The 19,092-nt window shown below is 58.0% G+C and carries 17 protein-coding genes and 4 tRNA genes; 5 read left to right on the plus strand and 16 right to left on the minus strand.

What is annotated here, in order from left to right; genetic code table 11:
* Positions 1-10: 10 nt before the first annotated feature.
* The 11 genes from J3P85_RS21815 to J3P85_RS21865 form a co-directional block, all read right to left on the minus strand.
* The gene (locus tag J3P85_RS21815) at positions 11-532 is read right to left on the minus strand and encodes a hypothetical protein (protein ID WP_434703465.1); all 522 of its coding nucleotides are present in this window, start codon (positions 530-532) and stop codon (positions 11-13) included.
* Positions 533-556: 24 nt separating this feature from the next.
* A complete protein-coding gene (locus J3P85_RS21820) occupies positions 557-904 on the minus strand; it encodes a hypothetical protein (RefSeq protein WP_434703466.1) in 348 nt (115 codons plus the stop codon).
* 82 nt (positions 905-986) lie between these two features.
* A complete protein-coding gene (locus J3P85_RS21825) occupies positions 987-1,346 on the minus strand; it encodes a hypothetical protein (RefSeq protein ID WP_434703467.1) in 360 nt (119 codons plus the stop codon).
* Positions 1,347-1,703: 357 nt separating this feature from the next.
* Positions 1,704-2,120 carry a hypothetical protein gene (locus tag J3P85_RS21830; protein WP_434703468.1) on the minus strand — a complete coding sequence of 139 codons (417 nt, stop codon included), beginning with the start codon at positions 2,118-2,120 and terminating at the stop codon, positions 1,704-1,706.
* A 57-nt stretch (positions 2,121-2,177) separates the two neighbouring features.
* Positions 2,178-2,600, minus strand: coding sequence for a hypothetical protein (locus J3P85_RS21835; protein WP_434703469.1), 423 nt, complete (start codon positions 2,598-2,600; stop codon positions 2,178-2,180).
* 20 nt (positions 2,601-2,620) lie between these two features.
* Entirely contained in the window at positions 2,621-7,408 is a 4,788-nt protein-coding gene (locus J3P85_RS21840; RefSeq protein WP_434703471.1) for an RHS repeat-associated core domain-containing protein, read from the minus strand.
* Between the two features lie 186 nt (positions 7,409-7,594).
* On the minus strand, positions 7,595-7,996 hold the full coding sequence (locus J3P85_RS21845; protein WP_434703472.1) for a sel1 repeat family protein: 402 nt from the start codon (positions 7,994-7,996) through the stop codon (positions 7,595-7,597).
* Positions 7,997-8,368 (minus strand): hypothetical protein, encoded by a 372-nt coding sequence (locus tag J3P85_RS21850; RefSeq protein ID WP_003179080.1) that lies wholly within the window; start codon positions 8,366-8,368, stop codon positions 7,997-7,999.
* Positions 8,365-8,706: a helix-turn-helix domain-containing protein gene (locus J3P85_RS21855; RefSeq protein WP_434703473.1), complete on the minus strand. Its 342-nt coding sequence runs from the start codon at positions 8,704-8,706 to the stop codon at positions 8,365-8,367. The genes J3P85_RS21850 and J3P85_RS21855 overlap by 4 nt, the downstream gene beginning before the upstream one ends.
* Before the next feature lie 102 nt (positions 8,707-8,808).
* Positions 8,809-9,264 (minus strand): YkvA family protein, encoded by a 456-nt coding sequence (locus J3P85_RS21860; protein ID WP_186709871.1) that lies wholly within the window; start codon positions 9,262-9,264, stop codon positions 8,809-8,811.
* A gap of 293 nt (positions 9,265-9,557) precedes the next feature.
* The gene (locus tag J3P85_RS21865; RefSeq protein ID WP_030142016.1) at positions 9,558-10,271 is read right to left on the minus strand and encodes an FKBP-type peptidyl-prolyl cis-trans isomerase; all 714 of its coding nucleotides are present in this window, start codon (positions 10,269-10,271) and stop codon (positions 9,558-9,560) included.
* Positions 10,272-10,541: 270 nt separating this feature from the next.
* Here J3P85_RS21865 and J3P85_RS21870 point away from each other — a divergent pair, with 270 nt between their 5' ends.
* Both J3P85_RS21870 and J3P85_RS21875 read left to right on the plus strand, forming a co-directional pair.
* The gene (locus J3P85_RS21870) at positions 10,542-12,347 is read left to right on the plus strand and encodes a di-heme-cytochrome C peroxidase (protein WP_434703475.1); all 1,806 of its coding nucleotides are present in this window, start codon (positions 10,542-10,544) and stop codon (positions 12,345-12,347) included.
* A gap of 31 nt (positions 12,348-12,378) precedes the next feature.
* Positions 12,379-13,515 (plus strand): catalase family protein, encoded by a 1,137-nt coding sequence (locus J3P85_RS21875; protein WP_434574634.1) that lies wholly within the window; start codon positions 12,379-12,381, stop codon positions 13,513-13,515.
* Between the two features lie 373 nt (positions 13,516-13,888).
* On the opposite strand, the gene J3P85_RS21880 is transcribed toward J3P85_RS21875, so the two are convergent.
* The 4 genes from J3P85_RS21880 to J3P85_RS21895 form a co-directional block, all read right to left on the minus strand.
* Positions 13,889-13,965: transfer RNA gene (locus J3P85_RS21880), tRNA-Asp, on the minus strand.
* Positions 13,966-13,982: 17 nt separating this feature from the next.
* A tRNA-Val gene (locus tag J3P85_RS21885) sits at positions 13,983-14,058 on the minus strand.
* Between the two features lie 176 nt (positions 14,059-14,234).
* A tRNA-Asp gene (locus J3P85_RS21890) sits at positions 14,235-14,311 on the minus strand.
* 19 nt (positions 14,312-14,330) lie between these two features.
* Positions 14,331-14,406: transfer RNA gene (locus J3P85_RS21895), tRNA-Val, on the minus strand.
* 160 nt (positions 14,407-14,566) lie between these two features.
* On the opposite strand from J3P85_RS21895, the gene rdgC reads away from it, so the two are divergent.
* The 3 genes from rdgC (at position 14,567) to sugE (ending at position 17,030) form a co-directional block, all read left to right on the plus strand.
* On the plus strand, positions 14,567-15,487 hold the full coding sequence (rdgC, locus tag J3P85_RS21900; protein ID WP_003179064.1) for a recombination-associated protein RdgC: 921 nt from the start codon (positions 14,567-14,569) through the stop codon (positions 15,485-15,487).
* Between the two features lie 144 nt (positions 15,488-15,631).
* Entirely contained in the window at positions 15,632-16,597 is a 966-nt protein-coding gene (locus tag J3P85_RS21905) for a bile acid:sodium symporter family protein (RefSeq protein WP_434703476.1), read from the plus strand.
* Between the two features lie 118 nt (positions 16,598-16,715).
* Positions 16,716-17,030, plus strand: a complete 315-nt coding sequence (sugE, locus tag J3P85_RS21910) for a quaternary ammonium compound efflux SMR transporter SugE (protein ID WP_039594604.1) — start codon at positions 16,716-16,718, stop codon at positions 17,028-17,030.
* Between the two features lie 115 nt (positions 17,031-17,145).
* Here sugE and J3P85_RS21915 read toward each other — a convergent pair whose 3' ends face one another.
* Positions 17,146-19,020: an MFS transporter gene (locus tag J3P85_RS21915; RefSeq protein WP_434703478.1), complete on the minus strand. Its 1,875-nt coding sequence runs from the start codon at positions 19,018-19,020 to the stop codon at positions 17,146-17,148.
* Positions 19,021-19,092: the final 72 nt, after the last annotated feature.

The following is a 19,092-nucleotide window of genomic DNA, read 5'->3' on the forward strand; positions in this document are numbered from 1 at the left end:
GGCAATTCTGCTATATATAATCCCAAGTAGATCTGTCCTCAGATTCAGCTTTGCGAAGATCATCCGCCCATAGCTCACTCGCCAGTCTGTAAATATCTTCAAAAAAAATTCTTGGATCGTCCATTGCGTCCCACCCATTGGGTAGCGATGAGCACTCCTGACAATCATGTTCTAGTAAAGTCTGAAAATCATAATCGCTGTCTTGCAACGCTTCTTCTAAACTTTTATACAATGCAAATTTTTGCCTGTACGTTATTTTCCATTTTTTAGACAGCGAGTAGTTTAAGATTAATATCTCTCGATCCGCTGGGCTGTTGGGGTCATATTTTTCAAGCTCTTCCCCTAGCGTTTCTTCTCGATCATATATATCAAAACAACCCAAAAAATATGCAGGCGTGGGTATATATGGCTGGCCGGTGCTTGGATCGATCATTTCATTGCTTCCTATACGATCATTCCCTCGCTCCTGCGGGGGAACGCCGCCAGGGCTTTTCGCTTCTGGAAGGTGACGCAAAGCATCTGCGAGATGCATTCCCCCCGCAGAGCGTGGGAACGATCAACTCTCCGCTTGATATATCATCAAAGAAGCCAACAGGACTCGCATAAATTGGCGCTGATCATTAACATCATCATCAAAATACGCATCCAAATTCAAAAAAACCCTATCAAAGCTATCACCGTTTTCTAGGAAATAGCCGAGAGTATTAATCAACAAAATTTTATCCTTTGGACTGTGAAATAAAAATTCCGGACGAATCAAAAAATCAAATAGTTGACCCAACTCCTCATCATCATTTACATTTTTTGAAGTTATTATTTCCTCACGCGCCACGTCATGAGTATTTTCAATACTGAAAACAAACAACAACCCCCAGACATCATGCAAATCATATCCAAGCCGCACTTAATCCCACCTGTAAATGCTCTACCTCAATTGAGCGCTTCATCTCATCCATGCCTAGTTACCTTTCGAATATTTCCCCCAATTAAATTATAAACCTCCCCTCTGAGTAATAGTGCCCGAGGCAGCCCAGCAATATTTCCATAAAGTGTCGCCGATCATGAATCGCCTGATCAAAATACGTATCCATATCTTCAAACAAATTATCAAAGGTGTCGCCAGCCTTCAGATAATAGCTAATTATTTCAATATATTTTTCCTGCGCGCTGGGCGGATAACTCAAAAACTCCGGTCTAAGCAAGATATCAAACAACTCAGAGAGTTCAGCATCGACATTTATATTTTTTGAAACTATCAGCTCCTCCCGCTCTTCGTTGCGGGCATTCTCAATATTAAACACAAACAACAACCCTACCAAGGGCATCATGCTTGGTTTTTGTTTCATTTTTTTGACCTGCACATGCAGTTACTGGATCATTTTTATTCAATATTACAAATGGACGACCATATGCAGCCGTCTCTCTTATACCCTCTCCGACCTTTCCCCAAGAATCGATCGACTCAGTACTTTCAAACAAATCATTGCGCCTAAAAACGCGTGTCGGCTTATATATCACGTTCAATTTATCTCTATGACTTACGAAGCGTGTCGCCGCTGAAGGAGTTTTCGGCAGCCCTCCCTACGACCCCTATTATAATTTCGATTTCTCCAGTCCCAGGGTTTCGGCCTGTCGTAACACGTTCTAGTGTGCTGTTCTCGAAATAATCTACCCATTAGCCCGCAGGCGACACCCCTCAAAACTTACCAACTGGATGGATCTTCCAGAGCAGCTTCTTGGAGATCTTCCTTCCATTTCTCTTTTGCTAACATGTAAACATCTTTAAAAAAACCTTTTGGACTTTTCAAGCTATACCACTCCCCACGAGGCCAGCTACCAGCACAGTCTTCTTCTATGTCAAACAAGCTTTGAAAATCAAAAGTCGGATCATTGAGTTTTTCCTTAAGAAAGGACAACAGCACATATCTATGCCTATAAGACAAGCACTCCAGATCCAGCCCATACTTACGAATGAGTTCTCGCCTATCGTGCTCATCGTCAGGATTGTAAATTACCAGCATCGCCCCACGAGTCTCTTCACGATCATATACGTCAAATTGCCCAATAAACCACATGAGATCAGGAAAAAAATTCTCTTTTAGGAAAGGGTGTTTAAGCATCTTTCTTATTTATTAGAGCGCATTTCACTACAGACGAATTTAGAAGTTTATCCAATATCACCACGTCGAAGGGTCCTCCATAGCGGCCCTCAAAATGTCAGCTCTCCAAGCATCATTCGCCACATTAAAAACATCCTCAAAAAAGCTACGAGGCGTATCAATTTCCGATGCTGACCAAGGTGAAGGTGATGGCTCATCCGTCTCGTAGTCATATTCAAAAGCGGAAGAAAAATCATAATTTTTATTTGCTAATGCACCCTCCAACTTTTTAACAAGTAAAAACTTATGCCTGTATGACAAATACTCTTGCCCCTTGATAATATATTTTTTTATTATTTCCACCCGACCCATCTTGCTATTTGGATCAAGCTTCAATAACTCTTCTTTGAATTCGCGATCATTATATTCAGTCTCAAGTCCTGCCAAAAACATGACAACGGTTGGCTCATATGGCAGCTCAGTAAATGGAGCTTTCAACATAACTTCTCCCCATACATTCGTTAGTCAATAGGAAATGCAGTAAAAGGCCTATCCACTTGCTCTTTATCGAATTTTATCTCTGCCCCATTCATATTTTCATTTAGTATTGGATTTTGACTATCCCTTCTATTGGGTTTATAACCACGACCGGCGCCGGGCATCTCAATTCTGAGGATGGGATTTCCCGCTCTATCGAAGCCCGTGTGGGCGGGCAACCCTCTTGCCTTTCTTGTTAAGGCCTCATTTAGAGCATGCAATTGCATCTTCCAACTTCTAAACTGAGAACTTTTATTTAATCTACCCGGAGCCCCGCTTACTGGATCTGTTCCGTCTATTGCTCGTTGCCTAAGCACGATATCGGGAATGTGGGGACCATGTTTGTCTATGGTATGCATATCGTATTTTTCTTCCACTTCCACAACTCGTCGCTTAGCGTTTTCTTCAGAAAGCTCCTGAATTCTGGCCCGCCGCTGCTCTGCCGTCATCGGCAGCGCCGGCTCACCCTCATCCACCCCAAGCTTGGCCGTCGGGTCTTGCTTACCGACGACAGGCTTTCTACATCCGTCGCCCGGGCAACCTTCCAACCCCAACGGATCCACCCACCCCGTCGGGTTCAGGGTGTACCGGTACCCATTGAGCCCACCCACCAACTTGCTCGGGTCAGGTGTCAAATAGCGGCCAGTCTCGGGATTGTAGTAGCGGTGGCGGTTGTAGTGCAGGCCGCTTTCGGGGTCGAAGTATTGGCCCTGGAAGCGCAGCGGTTGTTCAAGCTGTTCGCCGTCGCCATGCGTGAGTGCGGTGACTTTGCCGTAGCCGTTGTAGCGCGCCGACCAGACGATCTGGCCGTTGGGGTTGGTCAGTTCCTGGGGCGTGCCCAGGTGGTCGAGGTGGTAATAGAACGGGCGCGCGTCGGGGCCTTCGCCGTCGAGCATCGCCAGCGGGCGGAAGGTGCCGGGTTCGTAGACATAGCTGCGGTGATGGCGCGGGCTGTTTTCGGCGACGAGCTGGTCACCCTGCCAAAAAAATTCCGTGGTCAGGCCGTCCACGGTCTTGCTGATGCGTCGGCCGAAGGCGTCGTAGCGGTAGGAGGTTTCGCAGCCGTCGGCCGTGGTGATGCCGATCAGGCGGTGTTGGCTGTCGTAGCGGTAGGCACTGACCAGAGCCTCGCCGCGGCGTTCGCGGATCAGGTTGCCAAAGGCGTCGTAGTCGTAGTGGCGGTCGCCCTCTTTCAGCAGGCGGTTGCCCTTGAGGGTGGTCGGGCCGGGGCGGTCCTGCATCAGCAGGTTGCCGGCCGGGTCGTGGCTGAAGTGTTCCGGCGGCTCGCTGTGGGAAAAGTCGATGCGGGTCAGGCGATCTAGAGAATCGTACTGGTAGCTGCGGCGGCTTCGGTGGTCGGAAAGGGTTTGCAGGTTGCCCTTGGGGCTGTAGGTATAGTCGCGCCAGAGCAGTTGCTGTTGTGGGTTCTGCCACACGGTCTGGGCCTTGAGGCGGCCCTGTTCGTCGTACCTGTAGTCGCTGAGCAACTGACCTTGCTGGCGCTGTCGTTCGCGGCTGCCATCAAAGCGGTGTTCGGTCAGGCGTGCGCCGTTGAGGTCGATGGCGGTCAGCGCGCCGCCTGGGGCGTGGTGGTAGTCGAGTTGGCTGTCGTCCGGCAGGCGCAGGTGGTTGAGGCGCCCGCAGGCATCGTAGCGATAACGCAGGGTGCCCCAGCCCTGGTGTTCGCAGACCAGCCGATCCTGGGCGTCGTATTCGAAGGCCAGCGGATGGTCGCTGCCGTCGTCGACGTAGACCAGCCGGCCCAGTTCGTCGTAGCGGTACTCGATGGCCTGGCCGTCGGGCAAGGTCTTGAGTTGCAGCCGCCCGGCCGCGTCGCGCTGGTAGCGGGTGACCCATTGCGAGCCGTCCTCGCCGTGCTCGGTTTTCTCCAGCAGATGGCCGCTGAGGTCGTAGGCGTAGGCAGTGCGTTGGCCGTCGAAGCCGACTTGCTGTCGGATCAAGCCGTTGGGCGTGTAGTCCAGCTGATATTGTTCGCCGGACTCGTTCTCGATCTCGGTCAGCAACAGCCGCGCCGAGTCGTAGCGGTACTTCAGCTCGCTGCCGTCGGGGTTCAGGCGACGGCTGACCAGGTGCAGGTCATCGGCGTATTCGTAGCGGGTGGTGCGGCCCTGCTCGTCGCGCTCGGCAATGACCTTGCCGTAGGCGTTGTAGCTCCAGGCCCGGATGGCGCCGGTGGGCAGGGTCACTTGCAGCAGTCGGCCGACGGCGTCCCATTGGTAGTGCGTGAGGGCGCCGTGTTCGTCCCGGCGGCTGAGCAAACGTCCCAAGGCATCGTAGGAAAAACACCGACGACTGCCATCGGGCAGGATCTCTTCGGTCAGTTGGCCCAGGCGACTCCAGGTGAAGCGATGTTCGCCGCCGTCCGGGTCATACTTCGCCAGCAGTTGCCCATGGGCGTCGTAGGCATATTCCGTACGCTGGCCGTCGGGATCGATGCTGGCGATCACATCGCCGTGGTCATTGCGCCGGTAGGTCCATACGGCCTTGCCACGGGAACGGCTGTGCAGGAAACCGTTGCGGTATTCGTAGGACGTCGGTGCCTCGTCCGGCGGAATCAACGCCAGCAGCCGTCCGACGTCGTCGTAACGGTATTCACGGACCGCCCCCAGCGGGTCCTGTTCGGCGATCAATCGGCCCTGTTCGTCATAGGCCTTGAGGTGTTCACCGCCGTCGGGCTCGACCTTGCCCACCAGCCGCGCCCGGTCATCGTGGACATACACTTCCTGGCTGCCATCCAGGTGCCGGACCGTGACGCTGCCGTCCTCGCCCCAGGTGTAGCGGCTGTCCATCTGCGCAAACGAGGCCCAATGCCGTACGCAACGGGACGCTGGCCCGACGCCCTGCCACTCCCAATAAAAACTCGCCCCGCCGGCCAATTGCCGCTGGAGGATGACGTGCTGGTCGTCGTAGTCGTAGCGTTCGCTTTCTCCGGCGGCATTGATCGCTTCGATCAGTCGGAAACGTCCGTCGTAGCGGTAGGACACCAGCGTCTGCTCGGTCCGCCAGGCTTCGTCGAGGGTGATGGCCGGGTGGAAGCTCTGGTAGTCGACGGCGATCAGGTGGCGCTGTTCGTAGCGCAGGCGCAGGGAACGCCCGGCACCGTTGTCCAAACGGCAGACGTCGCCGTGGATGTTGCGCTGGAGGGTCAGGCGGTTGTCGTAGCGGTCGCTGAGGGCGATCAGGTGGCCGTCTCGAAAATGCAGGAACGGGGCGTTTTCCCCCGGTTGGGCGACGATCAGTTCGTCCGGCTCGGCCCCCAGGTAAATTGCTGCGCGGGCCAGGCTGTTGTGGATCGACGGGCGCTGGGTGGTGGGCAATGGAAAGAGCGTGCGACGGTTTTCCTGGTCGACCCAGGTGAGCTGTTCGCCGTCGAGTTCCAGGCGATGGGCCAGGGCATGGCTCCAGCCGCGCCCGAGGCCGATGTCCAGGTCGGCGGCGCTGGTCCGGTACAAACGGGTGAAAACGAACGGCAATCGGCCATCGAGGGTGCCATCGTCGAGGGTCAGCAGCTCTTCGCCGGTGACCATCGACACCGGGCAGCCGCTGGTCTGGGTCTGGGCGGCGGTGTCGGCGCTGTCGCCGTTGGGGTTTTTCGATTGGACGGGGGCGTCGTCGTGATGTTCGTGTTTTTTCAGCGTGGTATTGCGCTGCGCATCCCAGCGCAGTTGCATCCGACCTTTTTTTATCCCCGACGCAATGCCGCGTGCCGCCACGGTCTTGTAGCGGTCCACGTAGGTCATGAAGCCATTGACGACCGCGAAGATCGCCTTGACGAAACGCTGCACGGCGTTCAGCAGGCTTGCACCATGCCTGGCCAACCGCATCGATAGATAGGCGATCCCAGCCCCCGCCCCCGCAAAGGTCAAGATCACGCCGATCAGCAAGTCGATTACCAGTTGCACCACCACGGTGGAGAGCGCTTTGGCGGTTTCGCCGGCGACTTCGCTGGGTGGCAGCATGTCCAGCCAGAGACTGGCGGTGCGCACCAACAGGCACAGCGCCGCTTCGTCGCTGGCCAGCAATTGCAGCTTCGCCATCACCAGTGGTGTGTCGCGCGCCAGTTTCTTCAACTGGTCAGCGCTGTCTCCCAACCGCCCAACAAACTGACCTGGGTCCTTGAGAATGTCTGACAGCAGACTGATGCTGTCCCACACCCCCTCGATCGCCGCCCAACTGCCAGCGAGCAACCCGTTCCCCAGCGCAGCCGCCGACGTCGCCAAGGACTGCTGCGCCCATCGCGGCTTGAAACCTTGCCACTCGCCGCGTAGCCAGTCCGTCAGGTCACCGGCCAAGCCATCGTAGGAAGAAAACAAGTTCTCTATTTGCTTGGCGGGCACCTCGCCCTGAACGTGAACCCGATAGGACTTGCCCGCCTCCCCTGTGAAGGTCCCCAGGCCCTGGGCGTCCAGAGTGACCGGCGTAACCTCGCCGCCCTCCACCGCCACCACATCCACCACGATGTCGCCCAAGGGGATGTCGTACACCGACTCGAACTTGCTCTCGATCGTCATCACGCCGCCCTGGGGGCACTGGACGACCGTGGAGAGAAAATCATCGTCACGGGTGCCGACGGCAGTGGTGCTGTCGCCGAAGCGGATCAGCCGCTCCATGCCCATCAGCGAGGGCAAGTCGGCCGCGTGGCTGGCCCGGTCCGCCGCCCGGCTGTACCAGCGCTCAAGCTGCTCGCGGTAGACCGACAAGGTATCTTTGAAACTGTCGAGTTCCTGCTCGATACGGCTAACCTGCTCCATCAGGACAGGGCTCGCTCAAGGGCCGGCAGGAAAAAACGGTCGAACATGGGCAATGTCTCGCAGCACTCAAGGAGCGCGAGACTGTGCCGGGGATGGCGGGGGAATTAAGTCAGGGGAACCGGACAAAGGATGTAGGGCGATTCGCTAAATTCGCCCAGCTGCACCACGAATAGCCTGTGGATAACGCTAAGGGTCGCGGGCTTCGAGGGCCTTGAGCTTGATTTCGGCCAACGGATGCCCGGCTTTCGCCGCCAAGGTCCACCAGCGTGCCGCTTCGAGCGGGTCCGGCGCCTTGTTGGTGGTACCGGCCAGGCTGATCACGCCGACTTGGTAGGCGGCCTTGCCATCACCGGCCAGTGCCGCCAGGCGCAGCAGGCGAACCCCTTCTTCACGGGCACCCAGCCCTTGGCCGCGAAAGGTGAGGATGTGCCCGTAGAAACTTTGCGCACCGACATCGCCCAGGTTGGCCATGCGCGAGAACTGGCCCTCGAGCCAGGCCCAGCCACGTGGCTGGCGGATGAACCAGGGCCAGTGAAACAACCGACGCGCCAGCCAATAACCGAGCCGCGCCTTGAGTCGCCAGAGCACTCAGGCCTCCGCCGACTCGGGGTATTCGTATTCAAACACCCGGACCACTTCCGAAGCGTGCCAGGAAGCGGCGGCCACCCCATCGGAAGGCCCGGAAAAGCGGCCCAGGCGTTCTACGCACTCGAAGAACCCCGTACGGGGCAACCGGCTCGCGCCCTGGCTGATCACCAGGGAACTGCGCAGCGGCTGTTCTGCCCGGGCGTCCAGCGCCGCCAGATGTTCAAGGGCCGCGGTCAAGGTCTGCATGGCCGGGCTGGGGAGTTGCAAGCGCTCCAGCAAGGCGCGGTAAGTCAATAAATGGCGCTGGCGCCGCGCCTGGTCCAATTCACCCAACAACCCATCCCAATGCTGCCGACTGATGCGTACGCTCACGATTCTTCCCTCCAACCCGGCACCGTCAACTCCCAGGCCAGACTGCGCCGAATCGCGGCATCGGGCTGTCGCTCGCCGCTCTCGATCAAGGCCAGATAAGACGGACTGATACCTACCGTGCGAGCCAACGCCTCAATGGCGATGCCCTTCCCTTCGCGCAAACTGCGTAATTGATCCAGGCCAGGGAGAACCTGGTCGGGTGCTGCCGCGTGACGGACTGTCGCTTCCCGCGGCGGAGCTTGATTGACACCTGCTGCTTTCAACAACGCTTGGTACTGATCCCACGGCAAAACCGCGTACTCGGGCTCTCCGTCACGTGCGATTATTTGAATATCCATGTCTACCCCGTAGGACAACAACACTTAGCGAGTCAGCCTTTTTCCTTGGAAGTGTAATCCTAAATGCCGGCTAAGGTCGCGGGGTGATGCACTCTCAGGGGATCAGGGTTTTTTCTGACCTTGGAGCTGGAGTTGTTCCGGAGTGTCGGGAAGCCTTTCGACTTTGGCCAGCGTCTCGGGTGACTGTCGATAACGCCAGGCGCGGAATGCCTCCAGTTCTACGTCGAGGGTTTTCATGATCCATGCCAGCACCGCGATGTCGTCGAACATGCCAAACATGGGCAATAGGTCTGGAATGGCGTCCAAGGGGCTGAGGAAGTACATGAGCCCCGCCACTATCGACAGCATCGACTTGGCGCTGACCGCGCGGTATTCGCCGCGCCAGTAGGCCAGGCACAAGGCCTGCAACAGGCGCAGGTCCTCCTTGAGCTTGCCCAGCCGCCCGCCCTCCCGAGCACCTTTGCTGGCGACGGCGAAGAGCAATGTCGGCAATCGACCGCGGGCCAACAGGCGGCCTGCCAAGGGCAGAAATCGCGCAAAATTCCACGGGGCCTTCATTTTTTCTCCCACTGAAATGTTATCCACACAAATTGTGGATAACCTTGTGAACAGAGCTGCATTTCACCGCTGAAGCCCCCGTTCCATAAGGGCCCGGCTTAGATCGGGCGTTTTTTACTCACATAAAAAAACCCAATATTTCATTGACTTGACCAGCCGACTGCGTCTAGCACAGCGCCTGTAATGCCTATGACTATAGCGTGCGCCGTGCGTTCGGTTTTTTGCCATCTTGCCGCCGCCCAGATGCAACAACGCCCCGCATAAGCGAGGCGTTGTCGTTATAACAGACGCGGTTACTTGGCTGCGTCTTCTTTTGCCGGATCCTTGATCGCCAGCAGCTCCAGGTCGAACACCAGGACCGAGTTGGCCGGGATGGCCGGGCTCGGGCTCTGGGCGCCGTAGGCCAGGTCGCTCGGGATGTACAGCTTGTACTTCTCGCCGACGTGCATCAGTTGCAGGCCTTCGACCCAACCTGGGATCACGCCGCTGACCGGCAGGTCAATCGGACTGCCACGCTCGACGGAGCTGTCGAACACGGTGCCATTGGTCAGCTTGCCGGTGTAGTGAACGGTCACTACGTCGGTCGGCTTAGGCTGCGCGCCATCGGCTTTCTTGACCACTTCGTACTGCAGGCCGGAAGCGGTGGTGGTGACACCGGCTTTCTTGCCATTTTCTTCGAGGAATTTCTTGCCGGCGGCTGCCGACTCTTCGCTCATCTTGGCCATACGCTCTTCGGCACGCTTTTGCAGCGCGGCAAAGGCTTCGACCAGTTCTTCGTCTTTCAGCTTCTGTTCTTTCTTGCCGACGGCATCTTCGATGCCCTGGGCAACTGCTTTGGAGTCCAGGTCATCCATACCTTCCTGAGCCAGGCTTTTGCCCATGTTCAGGCCGATACCGTAGGAAGCTTTCTGCGCCGGGGTTTTCAGCTCTACGCTGGTCTGCGAGTCGCAACCCGCGAGTACCAGGCCAACCAGGGCTACCGCCGCCGCCAACCGATGCTGTTTCATGCTATTTCCTTGTTCATGCGCCTAAAGGGCAATCGAGTAAAGCCGCGAGCTTATCAGGCGGCCACGACCAATGGCTACCGGCATGTGAGCCGCAAAGTGATGATAAGTTCAGGTCCGCAAACGCTTTTTAATCCCAGGCAAATGAAGCATCTGTCATCCGTTACGCACAGGGACACATTGCCGCTCCCCCACAGGACGGGGCTACTGGCCACTTGCCCGCCGCGCAGCGCTGAGGCATAAGGGCATATCAAAAAAAACAAGGACGTAACCGTGCGCCTCCTCTCTCGCATTCTCTTGCTGCTCCTCGCGCTGCTGATCGTCGTCGTGGCCGTGGTGCTTTATTACGTCGCCAATCCCCGGCTGCCGTTCTATACGCCCATCCAACAGGTGCATTACCTGGATCAATGGAGCGCCGCCGAACGCCAGACCTATTACTTCACGCCCCAGGGCACCCAGGTCAAAGGCCTGCGCTACGACTGGTTCACGGCCCTCGAACTGCCGTTTTCGCAACAACGCTTCGCATCGCCGGAGTATCTGGCGCGCTTTGGCTTCCTGATCGATCCGGCCCAGAAAGCCACTCCTGAGAATCCCGGCAATCTGCCGGTGGGTTTCACCCGGCACCAGAACGCCGGCAGCGCCGACCCATTCCTCGATATCACCTGCGCTGCGTGCCACACCGGCGAATTGCGCTTCAAGGGCCAGGCGATACGGATCGACGGCGGCTCGGCACAGCACGTGCTGCCTTCCAGCGTTCCTACGCTACGCGGTGGCAGTTTCGGACAGGCATTAGTCGCCAGTCTGGCGTCTACGTACTACAACCCTTGGAAATTCGAACGCTTCGCCCGCCAAGTCCTGGGCAAGGACTACGATGCCCGCCACGAGGACCTGCGCAAGGCGTTCAAGGACTCCCTGGATACCTTCCTGCGGGTGGCCTGGAACGATACCCATCGCGGCCTCTACCCCACCGAAGAAGGCCCTGGCCGTACCGACGCCTTCGGCCGCATCGCCAATGCCAGCTTCGGCGACGCCATCTCGGCGGAAAACTACCGGGTCGCCAACGCGCCGGTGGACTACCCACAGTTGTGGGAAATGTGGACCTTCGACTGGGTGCAGTGGAACGGATCGGCCCAGCAACCGATGGCCCGAAACGTCGGTGAAGCGCTGGGAGTCGGCGCCACACTGAATTTCTTCGACGCCCAAGGCAAGCCGCTGCAGGGCGATGCGCGATACCCCTCCAGCGTGCGCGTGCGCGACTTGAACAAGATCGAAGAGACCCTGCAACTGCTCAAGGCGCCCGTGTGGCCGGAAGCGTTGCTGGGCGCGGTCGATAAACCGCTGGCCGCCAAGGGCCGGGCCCTGTTCGTTGAAAACTGCGCCAGCTGCCATGTGCCCAAAGTGGTCCAGGGGCCCGACAGACCGGTACAGCAGTTGCACATGCTGCCGGTGAAAGTGATCGGCACCGACCCGGGCACTGCCAATAATATTGCCGATCACCGTTACGACCTGACCAGCCTGCAATGGGACCCGGCCGAACTGGCGAAGCTGGAAGTGCAATTGCACCCGACCCCGACGGAGCCGCTGGACCTGAGCCAACTCTCGGTCGCCAAAGGCTTGGCCTACGTCACTGCCTTCGTCGAAAACCGCGCTTACCGTGACGCCGGGGTCACCCCAGCCGAGCGCCCGGCCCTGGACGGTTTCGGCCTGCCCATCGGCGTACGTGAATTGCGCGCCTACAAGGCCCGGCCTTTGGCGGGTGTCTGGGCCACGCCACCGTTCCTGCACAACGGCTCGGTGCCGACCATCTACCAACTGTTGTCCCCCCAGGCTGAGCGGGCGACCACCTTCTATAAAGGCAACTTCGAATACGACCCACGCCATTTGGGCTATCGCACCGAAGCCTTCACTAACGGCTTTAACTTCGATACGCGGATTACCGGCAATCACAACAGCGGCCATGAATTCCGCGCGGGCGAACGCGGCAACGGCGTCATTGGCCGCCTGCTGCAACCGCAGGAACGCTGGGCCTTGCTGGAGTATTTAAAAGTGCTGGGCGGGCCACTGGAGTCGCAACTGTAATGATGAACCCCACCGGTAAAAGGATGTTGGCATGTTGATCACGCTCTGGCTGCGCCTCGGCGCCTTTTTGGGCAAGACGCTCCTGTGGCTGCTGGGCATCGGGTTGCTCGGCTGGGCACTGTCCTCGGCCTGGTTTGCCTGGCAACACAGGGGACCTGTCCCGGACAAGGAACAGGTGGCACCCGGCGAAGCCGCCATGACCCAGGACATCATCCAGACTGCGATCCGCATCGTCGATCAGCACCGCGAAGGCACACGCTATCTGCGTGATGCCCATGCCAAGGCGCACGGTTGCGTCATGGCCGAGGTCCAGGTGCAGAGCGACCTGCCTACCCCGTTGCGCCAGGGGGTGTTCGCCGAACCGGGCAAGACCTGGCAGGCCACGATCCGCCTGTCCAACGGTAACGCTTATCCGCAATTCGACAGCCTGCGCGATGCCCGGGGGATGGCGATCAAGCTGCTGAACGTGCCCGGCAAGCAATTGCTGGCGGACCGGCAATCGTTCGGCGAGCAGGATTTCGTGATGTTCAATCATCCGAACTTCTTTGTCAGCGATGTCGCCGAGTACCGTCAGAATGTGGCCGCTCAGGCTGACGGGAAGAAGGCGATGGCTTTTTTTCCGAGCCTGGACCCGCGTACTTGGCAGATTCGGCATCTGTTCATCGCTTTGGCGACCCTCTCGCCGGCTCCGGCCAGTCCGACCCAGACCACTTATTTCTCGGTATCGCCTTATAAGTTTGGCGAGGCCAACGCCAAGTTTCGCGTCGCGCCGGATCCGGACAGCTGTCCAAGCTATACCCTGCCACCGCAGAATCAGGATTTGCCGAATTTCTTGCGCAGCGCGCTGAACCAGCAGTTATCCACAGACCGGATGCCGGCGTGTTTTGTCTTGCAGGTCCAGCGTCAGGATCCGAGCAAGTACATGCCGATCGAAGACACCAGTATCGAATGGCAGGAAAGTGATGCGCCATTCGAAACCGTGGCGCGCATTAAGGTGCCGGCTCAGGATTTTGATACGCCCAAGCTGAATCTGGCTTGTGATAATCAGTCGTTCAATCCTTGGTTTGGGATTGAGGCGCATCGGCCGATTGGGGGGATTAATCGGTTGCGTAAGGCGGTGTATGAGGCGGTCAGCGATTATCGGCATCGGCGGAATGCTGAGCAGTAGACGGGGGGTTGGGTGTATATCCGTTCCGCTATCGCGAGCAAGCTCGCTCCCACAGGGGATCTTCAGCAGAGGCAAAATCCGTGTGCACCGCAAAACCTGTGGGAGCGAGCTTGCTCGCGATGAGGCCAGCCCATCCAACATCTTCATCGACTATGAAACCGTGGTGGGCATGAGCGCTTTGGTTACTTTCGACTGGGCCGGCTTCCGGGCTCTTCAAAGTGACCCGCCGCCAGGGCGGAACCCTAAGTCGCCGTTACTGCAGCAACGGATACACACAAAAAAAAGAGAACAAAAAAAACGACGCTCTCCCTCGTAAAGGAAAAGCGTCGTTTCTAGTAGCTACCTGGCGTTCAGCATTCCAGGTAACCGAATATGGCGCAGCGGACGGGACTCGAACCCGCGACCCCCGGCGTGACAGGCCGGTATTCTAACCGACTGAACTACCGCTGCGCGTAACATTGAAAGTTTGGTGGGTGATGACGGGATCGAACCGCCGACATTCTGCTTGTAAGGCAGACGCTCTCCCAGCTGAGCTAATCACCCTTCACTTTCGATGCGGGGCGCATTCTCTCACAGTTTTTTGTAACGTGCTGATTTAATTAGCAAATTCAGCAAAAAAACATGAGCAACACACACCGCGGGAACTGCAAACAGCAAAAAGCCCGCGTTAGCGGGCTTTCCGTGGTGACCTGGCGTTCAGTGTTCCAGGTTACCGAATATGGCGCAGCGGACGGGACTCGAACCCGCGACCCCCGGCGTGACAGGCCGGTATTCTAACCGACTGAACTACCGCTGCGCGTAACACGTTGAGCGAATGGTGGGTGATGACGGGATCGAACCGCCGACATTCTGCTTGTAAGGCAGACGCTCTCCCAGCTGAGCTAATCACCCTTCGCTTTCGGTGTGGCGCGCATTCTACGGAGCACTCTTTAAGCTGGCAAGCACTTTTTAAATTAATTTTTTCAGGCCTTCCAAAGGCTTAGCGAAGGGTTGGCCTATGGCGCCGCGAAGAGAATAATGCCCCCCTTTGCATAAAGGAGAGACTCACCCCATGTGGTTCAAAAACCTGCTTATCTATCGCCTGACCCAAGATCTGCCTTTTGATGCCGAGGCGTTGGAAACTGCACTGGCCAGCAAACTGGCGCGTCCATGTGCAAGCCAGGAGTTGACCACTTACGGTTTCGTCGCGCCGTTTGGCAAAGGCGAAGACGCGCCGCTGGTGCACATCAGCCAGGACTTCCTGCTGATCGCCGCGCGCAAGGAAGAACGCATCTTGCCAGGCAGCGTCGTGCGCGATGCCCTGAAGGAAAAGGTCGAAGAGATCGAAGCCGAGCAAATGCGCAAGGTCTATAAAAAGGAACGGGACCAGCTCAAGGATGAAATCATCCAGGCGTTCCTGCCCCGTGCGTTCATCCGTCGCTCGTCCACCTTTGCCGCCATCGCGCCGAAACAGGGCCTGATCCTGGTGAACTCGGCCAGCCCGAAACGCGCCGAAGACCTGCTGTCGACTCTGCGCGAAGTCATCGGCTCGCTGCCGGTACGCCCGCTGACGGTCAAGATGGCCCCGACCGCGACCATGACCGACTGGGTCAAGACCCAAAAAGCCGCGGACGACTTCTTCGTGCTGGATGAATGCGAACTGCGCGACACCCACGAAGACGGCGGCATCGTGCGTTGCAAGCGCCAGGACCTGACCAGCGACGAAATCCAGCTGCACCTGAACACCGGCAAGGTGGTGACGCAACTGTCGCTGGCCTGGCAGGACAAGTTGTCCTTCGTGCTCGACGACAAGATGGTGGTCAAGCGCCTGAAATTCGAAGATCTGTTGCAGGACCAGGCAGAGCAGGACGGCGGCGACGAAGCCCTCGGCCAACTGGACGCCAGCTTCACGCTGATGATGCTGACGTTCGGCGAGTTCTTGCCGGCGCTGGTGGAAGCGTTGGGTGGTGAAGAGATTCCCCAGGGGATCTAAAAAAGCAACGGGTTACCCTTGTGGGAGCGAGCTTGCTCGCGATAGCGGTATGACAGCCACCAAGATGTTGACTGACACTCCGCTATCGCGAGCAAGCTCGCTCCCACATTAGTATTCGGTGTTCTTAATAATAAGGATCAGGTCATGCGCGCATTGGCTGCATTGAGTCGCTTCGTCGGCAATACCTTCGCTTACTGGGTACTGTTTTTCGCGGTACTGGCTTTCCTGCAACCGCAATGGTTCGTCGGCCTGAAAGTCGCCATCGTGCCGCTACTGGGCCTGGTGATGTTCGGCATGGGCCTGGCATTGAAGCTGGAGGACTTTGCCGAAGTCGCCCGCCGTCCGGGACGCGTAGCCCTGGGGGTGGTTGCCCAATTCGTGATCATGCCCGGCACGGCGTGGCTGCTTTGCCAAGTGTTCAGCCTGCCGCCGGAGATCGCCGTCGGCGTCATCCTGGTGGGTTGCTGCCCGAGCGGCACATCGTCCAACGTCATGACCTGGCTGGCTCGCGGTGATTTGGCCTTGGCCGTGGCGATTTCCGCTATCACCACCCTGCTTGCTCCGCTGCTGACCCCTGCGCTGATCTGGCTGCTGGCCTCGGCCTGGTTGCCGGTGTCGTTCTCGGCGCTGTTCTGGTCGATCCTGCAAATCGTGCTGGTGCCGATCGCGCTGGGCATCGTCGCCCAACGCCTGTTGGGTGCCCGGGTTCGTCATGCCATAGACGTGCTGCCGCTGATATCCGTGGTGAGCATCGTGATCATTGTGGCGGCGGTGGTCGCGGCCAGTCAGGCGAAGATCGCCGAATCCGGCCTGCTGATCATGGCCATTGTGATGCTGCACAACAGCTTCGGTTATCTGCTGGGGTACTTCACCGGGCGCTTGTTCGGCTTGCCGTTAGCCCAGCGCAAAACCCTTTCATTGGAAGTCGGCATGCAGAACTCCGGCCTCGGCGCGGCGCTGGCGAGCGCGCACTTTTCGCCACTGGCGGCGGTGCCCAGTGCGCTGTTCAGCGTCTGGCACAATATTTCCGGAGCCCTGCTCTCGACGTACTTCCGGCGCATGAGTGAAAAACAGGACCGTGAATTGCTTGCCGACCGAGCGGCGGACTGACCGAGCGACTTGACCAAACAGTCAGCATTGGGCACTCTTGCGCCCAATGCGGGGACGACCCCGCGACTCCAAAGAGTTCACTATCCGGGGACGACCCCACCCATCGATGAGGTGCGTGATGTCCTGGATCATTCTGTTTTTTGCCGGCCTGTTCGAAGTCGGCTGGGCTGTCGGTCTGAAATATACCGACGGTTTCAGCCGCCCTCTTCCCACCGCACTGACCATCGCCGCCATGGCGATCAGCCTCGGCCTGCTCGGCCTGGCGATGAAGGAACTGCCGCTGGGGACGGCCTATGCGATCTGGACCGGGGTCGGTGCCGTGGGCACGGTGATCGCCGGGATCATTTTGTTTGGTGAGTCGATGGCGCTGGTTCGCCTGGCCAGCGTGGCGTTGATTATCGCCGGATTGATCGGCCTCAAGGTCAGCGCTTAGGCCACTGCCGCTATCGCGAGCAAGCTTGCTCCCACACTTTGACCGCATGCAGCCTAGGCGATTCGGTCCAATGTGGGAGCGAGCTTGCTCGCGAAGGGGCCCTCAAAGTCAGCAGTTACCTGACAGTCCCACGCAAATCCCCCACCAACGCCTGCAAACTCGAAGGCGTTGCCGCCTCGACGTCCACCGCCGAACCCGCCACCAACGTCACCCGCGACCAGAACCGGCGAAACAGCCCCTTGGCCGGGTCGCGACTGAAGAAACTGCCCCACAACCCCTGCAGCGCCAGGGGAATCACTGGCACCGGCGTTTCCTGGAGGATGCGCGTCAGTCCACTCTTGAACTCATTGATCTCACCGTCAGCGGTCAGTTTTCCTTCAGGGAAAATGCACACCAGCTCGCCGTCCTTCAAGTATTGGGCAATTCGCTTGAAGGCTTTTTCATAGATATGGATATCTTCCTGGCGCCCGGCAATCGGGATGGTGCCGGCGGTGCGGAAGATGAAATTCAGCACCGGCAGGTTGTAGATCTTGTAGTACATCACGAAGCGAATCGGCCGACGCACCGCGCCGCCAATCAGCAAGGCATCGACGAAGGACACGTGATTGCAGACCAGCAGCGCTGCGCCTTCATCCGGTATCGACTCCAGGTTGCGATGCTCCACGCGGTACATGGAATGGCTCAGCAGCCAGATCATGAAACGCATGCTGAACTCGGGGACGATCTTGAAGATGTAGGCGTTGACGCCGATGTTGAGCAATGACACCACCAGGAACAGCTGCGGGATCGACAGCTTGGCCAGGCTCAGCAACACGATGGAGACAATCGCCGAGACCACCATGAACAACGCGTTGAGAATATTGTTGGCAGCAATCACCCGCGCCCGCTCGTTCTCCACGGTGCGCGACTGGATCAGCGCATACAGCGGCACGATGTAGAAACCGCCAAAGACGCCCAATCCGAGGATGTCGATCAACACCAGCCAGGCATGGCCGAAACCGAGCACTTCAAGCCAACCGTGGCCCTCGACGCTGGCGGGAATCCCACCGGAATGCCACCACAACAGCAGGCCAAACACGGTCAAACCGAACGAACCGAACGGCACCAGGCCGATCTCGACTTTGCGCCCGGAAAGCTTTTCACACAGCATCGAACCCAACGCTATCCCCACCGAGAACACCGTGAGGATCAGGGTCACCACGGTTTCGTCGCCGTGCATCCACTCCTTGGCATAGGCGGGAATCTGCGTCAGGTAAATCGCCCCGACGAACCAGAACCAGGAGTTGCCGACAATCGACCGGGACACCGCCGGGGTTTGCCCCAACCCCAATTTCAGGGTGGCCCAGGATTGGCTGAAGATGTTCCAGTTCAGACGCATTTGCGGCGAGGCCGCCGCCGCGCGCGGAATGCTGCGACTGGCCAGGTAACCGAGCACGGCGATGCCGATGATCGCGCTAGCCACCACCGGGGCGTAATGCGCCGAGGACATCATGATCCCGGCGCCAATGGTGCCTGCGAGGATCGCCAGGAACGTGCCCATCTCCACCAAGCCGTTGCCGCCGACCAACTCATCTTCACGCAAGGCCTGCGGCAAGATCGAATACTTCACCGGACCGAACAACGCCGAATGCGTGCCCATGGCGAACAGCGCCAGCAGCATCAGCCACAAGTGATCGAACAGGAAACCCACCGCGCCCACCGCCATGATGGCGATTTCGCCAAGCTTGATCAGGCGAATCAACGCGTCCTTGGCGAATTTTTCCCCGAACTGCCCCGCCAATGCCGAGAACAGAAAGAATGGCAGGATGAACAGCAGCGCGCAGAGGTTGACCCAGATCGAGCGGTCGCCTTCGATGGTCAATTTGTAGAGGATGGCGAGAATCAGCGACTGCTTGAAAATGTTGTCGTTGAACGCGCCCAAGGACTGCGTGATGAAGAACGGCAGAAAACGCCGCGTGCGAAGCAAGGTGAACTGCGAAGGGTGACTCATCTTCCATGTTCCTGAGTGGCGTGGACGCTTATTGGAATGAACGTTTTTCGATCCAGGCCACACATTACCTGT

This window comes from Pseudomonas sp. Z1-12, assembly GCF_051132015.1.
Taxonomy (GTDB): Bacteria; Pseudomonadota; Gammaproteobacteria; order Pseudomonadales; family Pseudomonadaceae; genus Aquipseudomonas; species Aquipseudomonas zanjanensis.

Bases quoted from the DNA above. Each gene is read 5' to 3' on its own strand.
- J3P85_RS21815 (WP_434703465.1), bottom strand. From the start codon at position 532: ATGCATCTCGCAGATGCTTTGCGTCACCTTCCAGAAGCGAAAAGCCCT.
- J3P85_RS21825 (WP_434703467.1), bottom strand. From the start codon at position 1,346: ATGAAACAAAAACCAAGCATGATGCCCTTGGTAGGGTTGTTGTTTGTG.
- J3P85_RS21830 (WP_434703468.1), bottom strand. From the start codon at position 2,120: ATGCTTAAACACCCTTTCCTAAAAGAGAATTTTTTTCCTGATCTCATG.
- J3P85_RS21835 (WP_434703469.1), bottom strand. From the start codon at position 2,600: ATGTTGAAAGCTCCATTTACTGAGCTGCCATATGAGCCAACCGTTGTC.
- J3P85_RS21840 (WP_434703471.1), bottom strand. From the start codon at position 7,408: ATGGAGCAGGTTAGCCGTATCGAGCAGGAACTCGACAGTTTCAAAGAT.
- J3P85_RS21855 (WP_434703473.1), bottom strand. From the start codon at position 8,706: ATGGATATTCAAATAATCGCACGTGACGGAGAGCCCGAGTACGCGGTT.
- J3P85_RS21860 (WP_186709871.1), bottom strand. From the start codon at position 9,264: ATGAAGGCCCCGTGGAATTTTGCGCGATTTCTGCCCTTGGCAGGCCGC.
- J3P85_RS21865 (WP_030142016.1), bottom strand. From the start codon at position 10,271: ATGAAACAGCATCGGTTGGCGGCGGCGGTAGCCCTGGTTGGCCTGGTA.
- J3P85_RS21875 (WP_434574634.1), top strand. From the start codon at position 12,379: ATGTTGATCACGCTCTGGCTGCGCCTCGGCGCCTTTTTGGGCAAGACG.
- rdgC (WP_003179064.1), top strand. From the start codon at position 14,567: ATGTGGTTCAAAAACCTGCTTATCTATCGCCTGACCCAAGATCTGCCT.
- J3P85_RS21905 (WP_434703476.1), top strand. From the start codon at position 15,632: ATGCGCGCATTGGCTGCATTGAGTCGCTTCGTCGGCAATACCTTCGCT.
- sugE (WP_039594604.1), top strand. From the start codon at position 16,716: ATGTCCTGGATCATTCTGTTTTTTGCCGGCCTGTTCGAAGTCGGCTGG.
- J3P85_RS21915 (WP_434703478.1), bottom strand. From the start codon at position 19,020: ATGAGTCACCCTTCGCAGTTCACCTTGCTTCGCACGCGGCGTTTTCTG.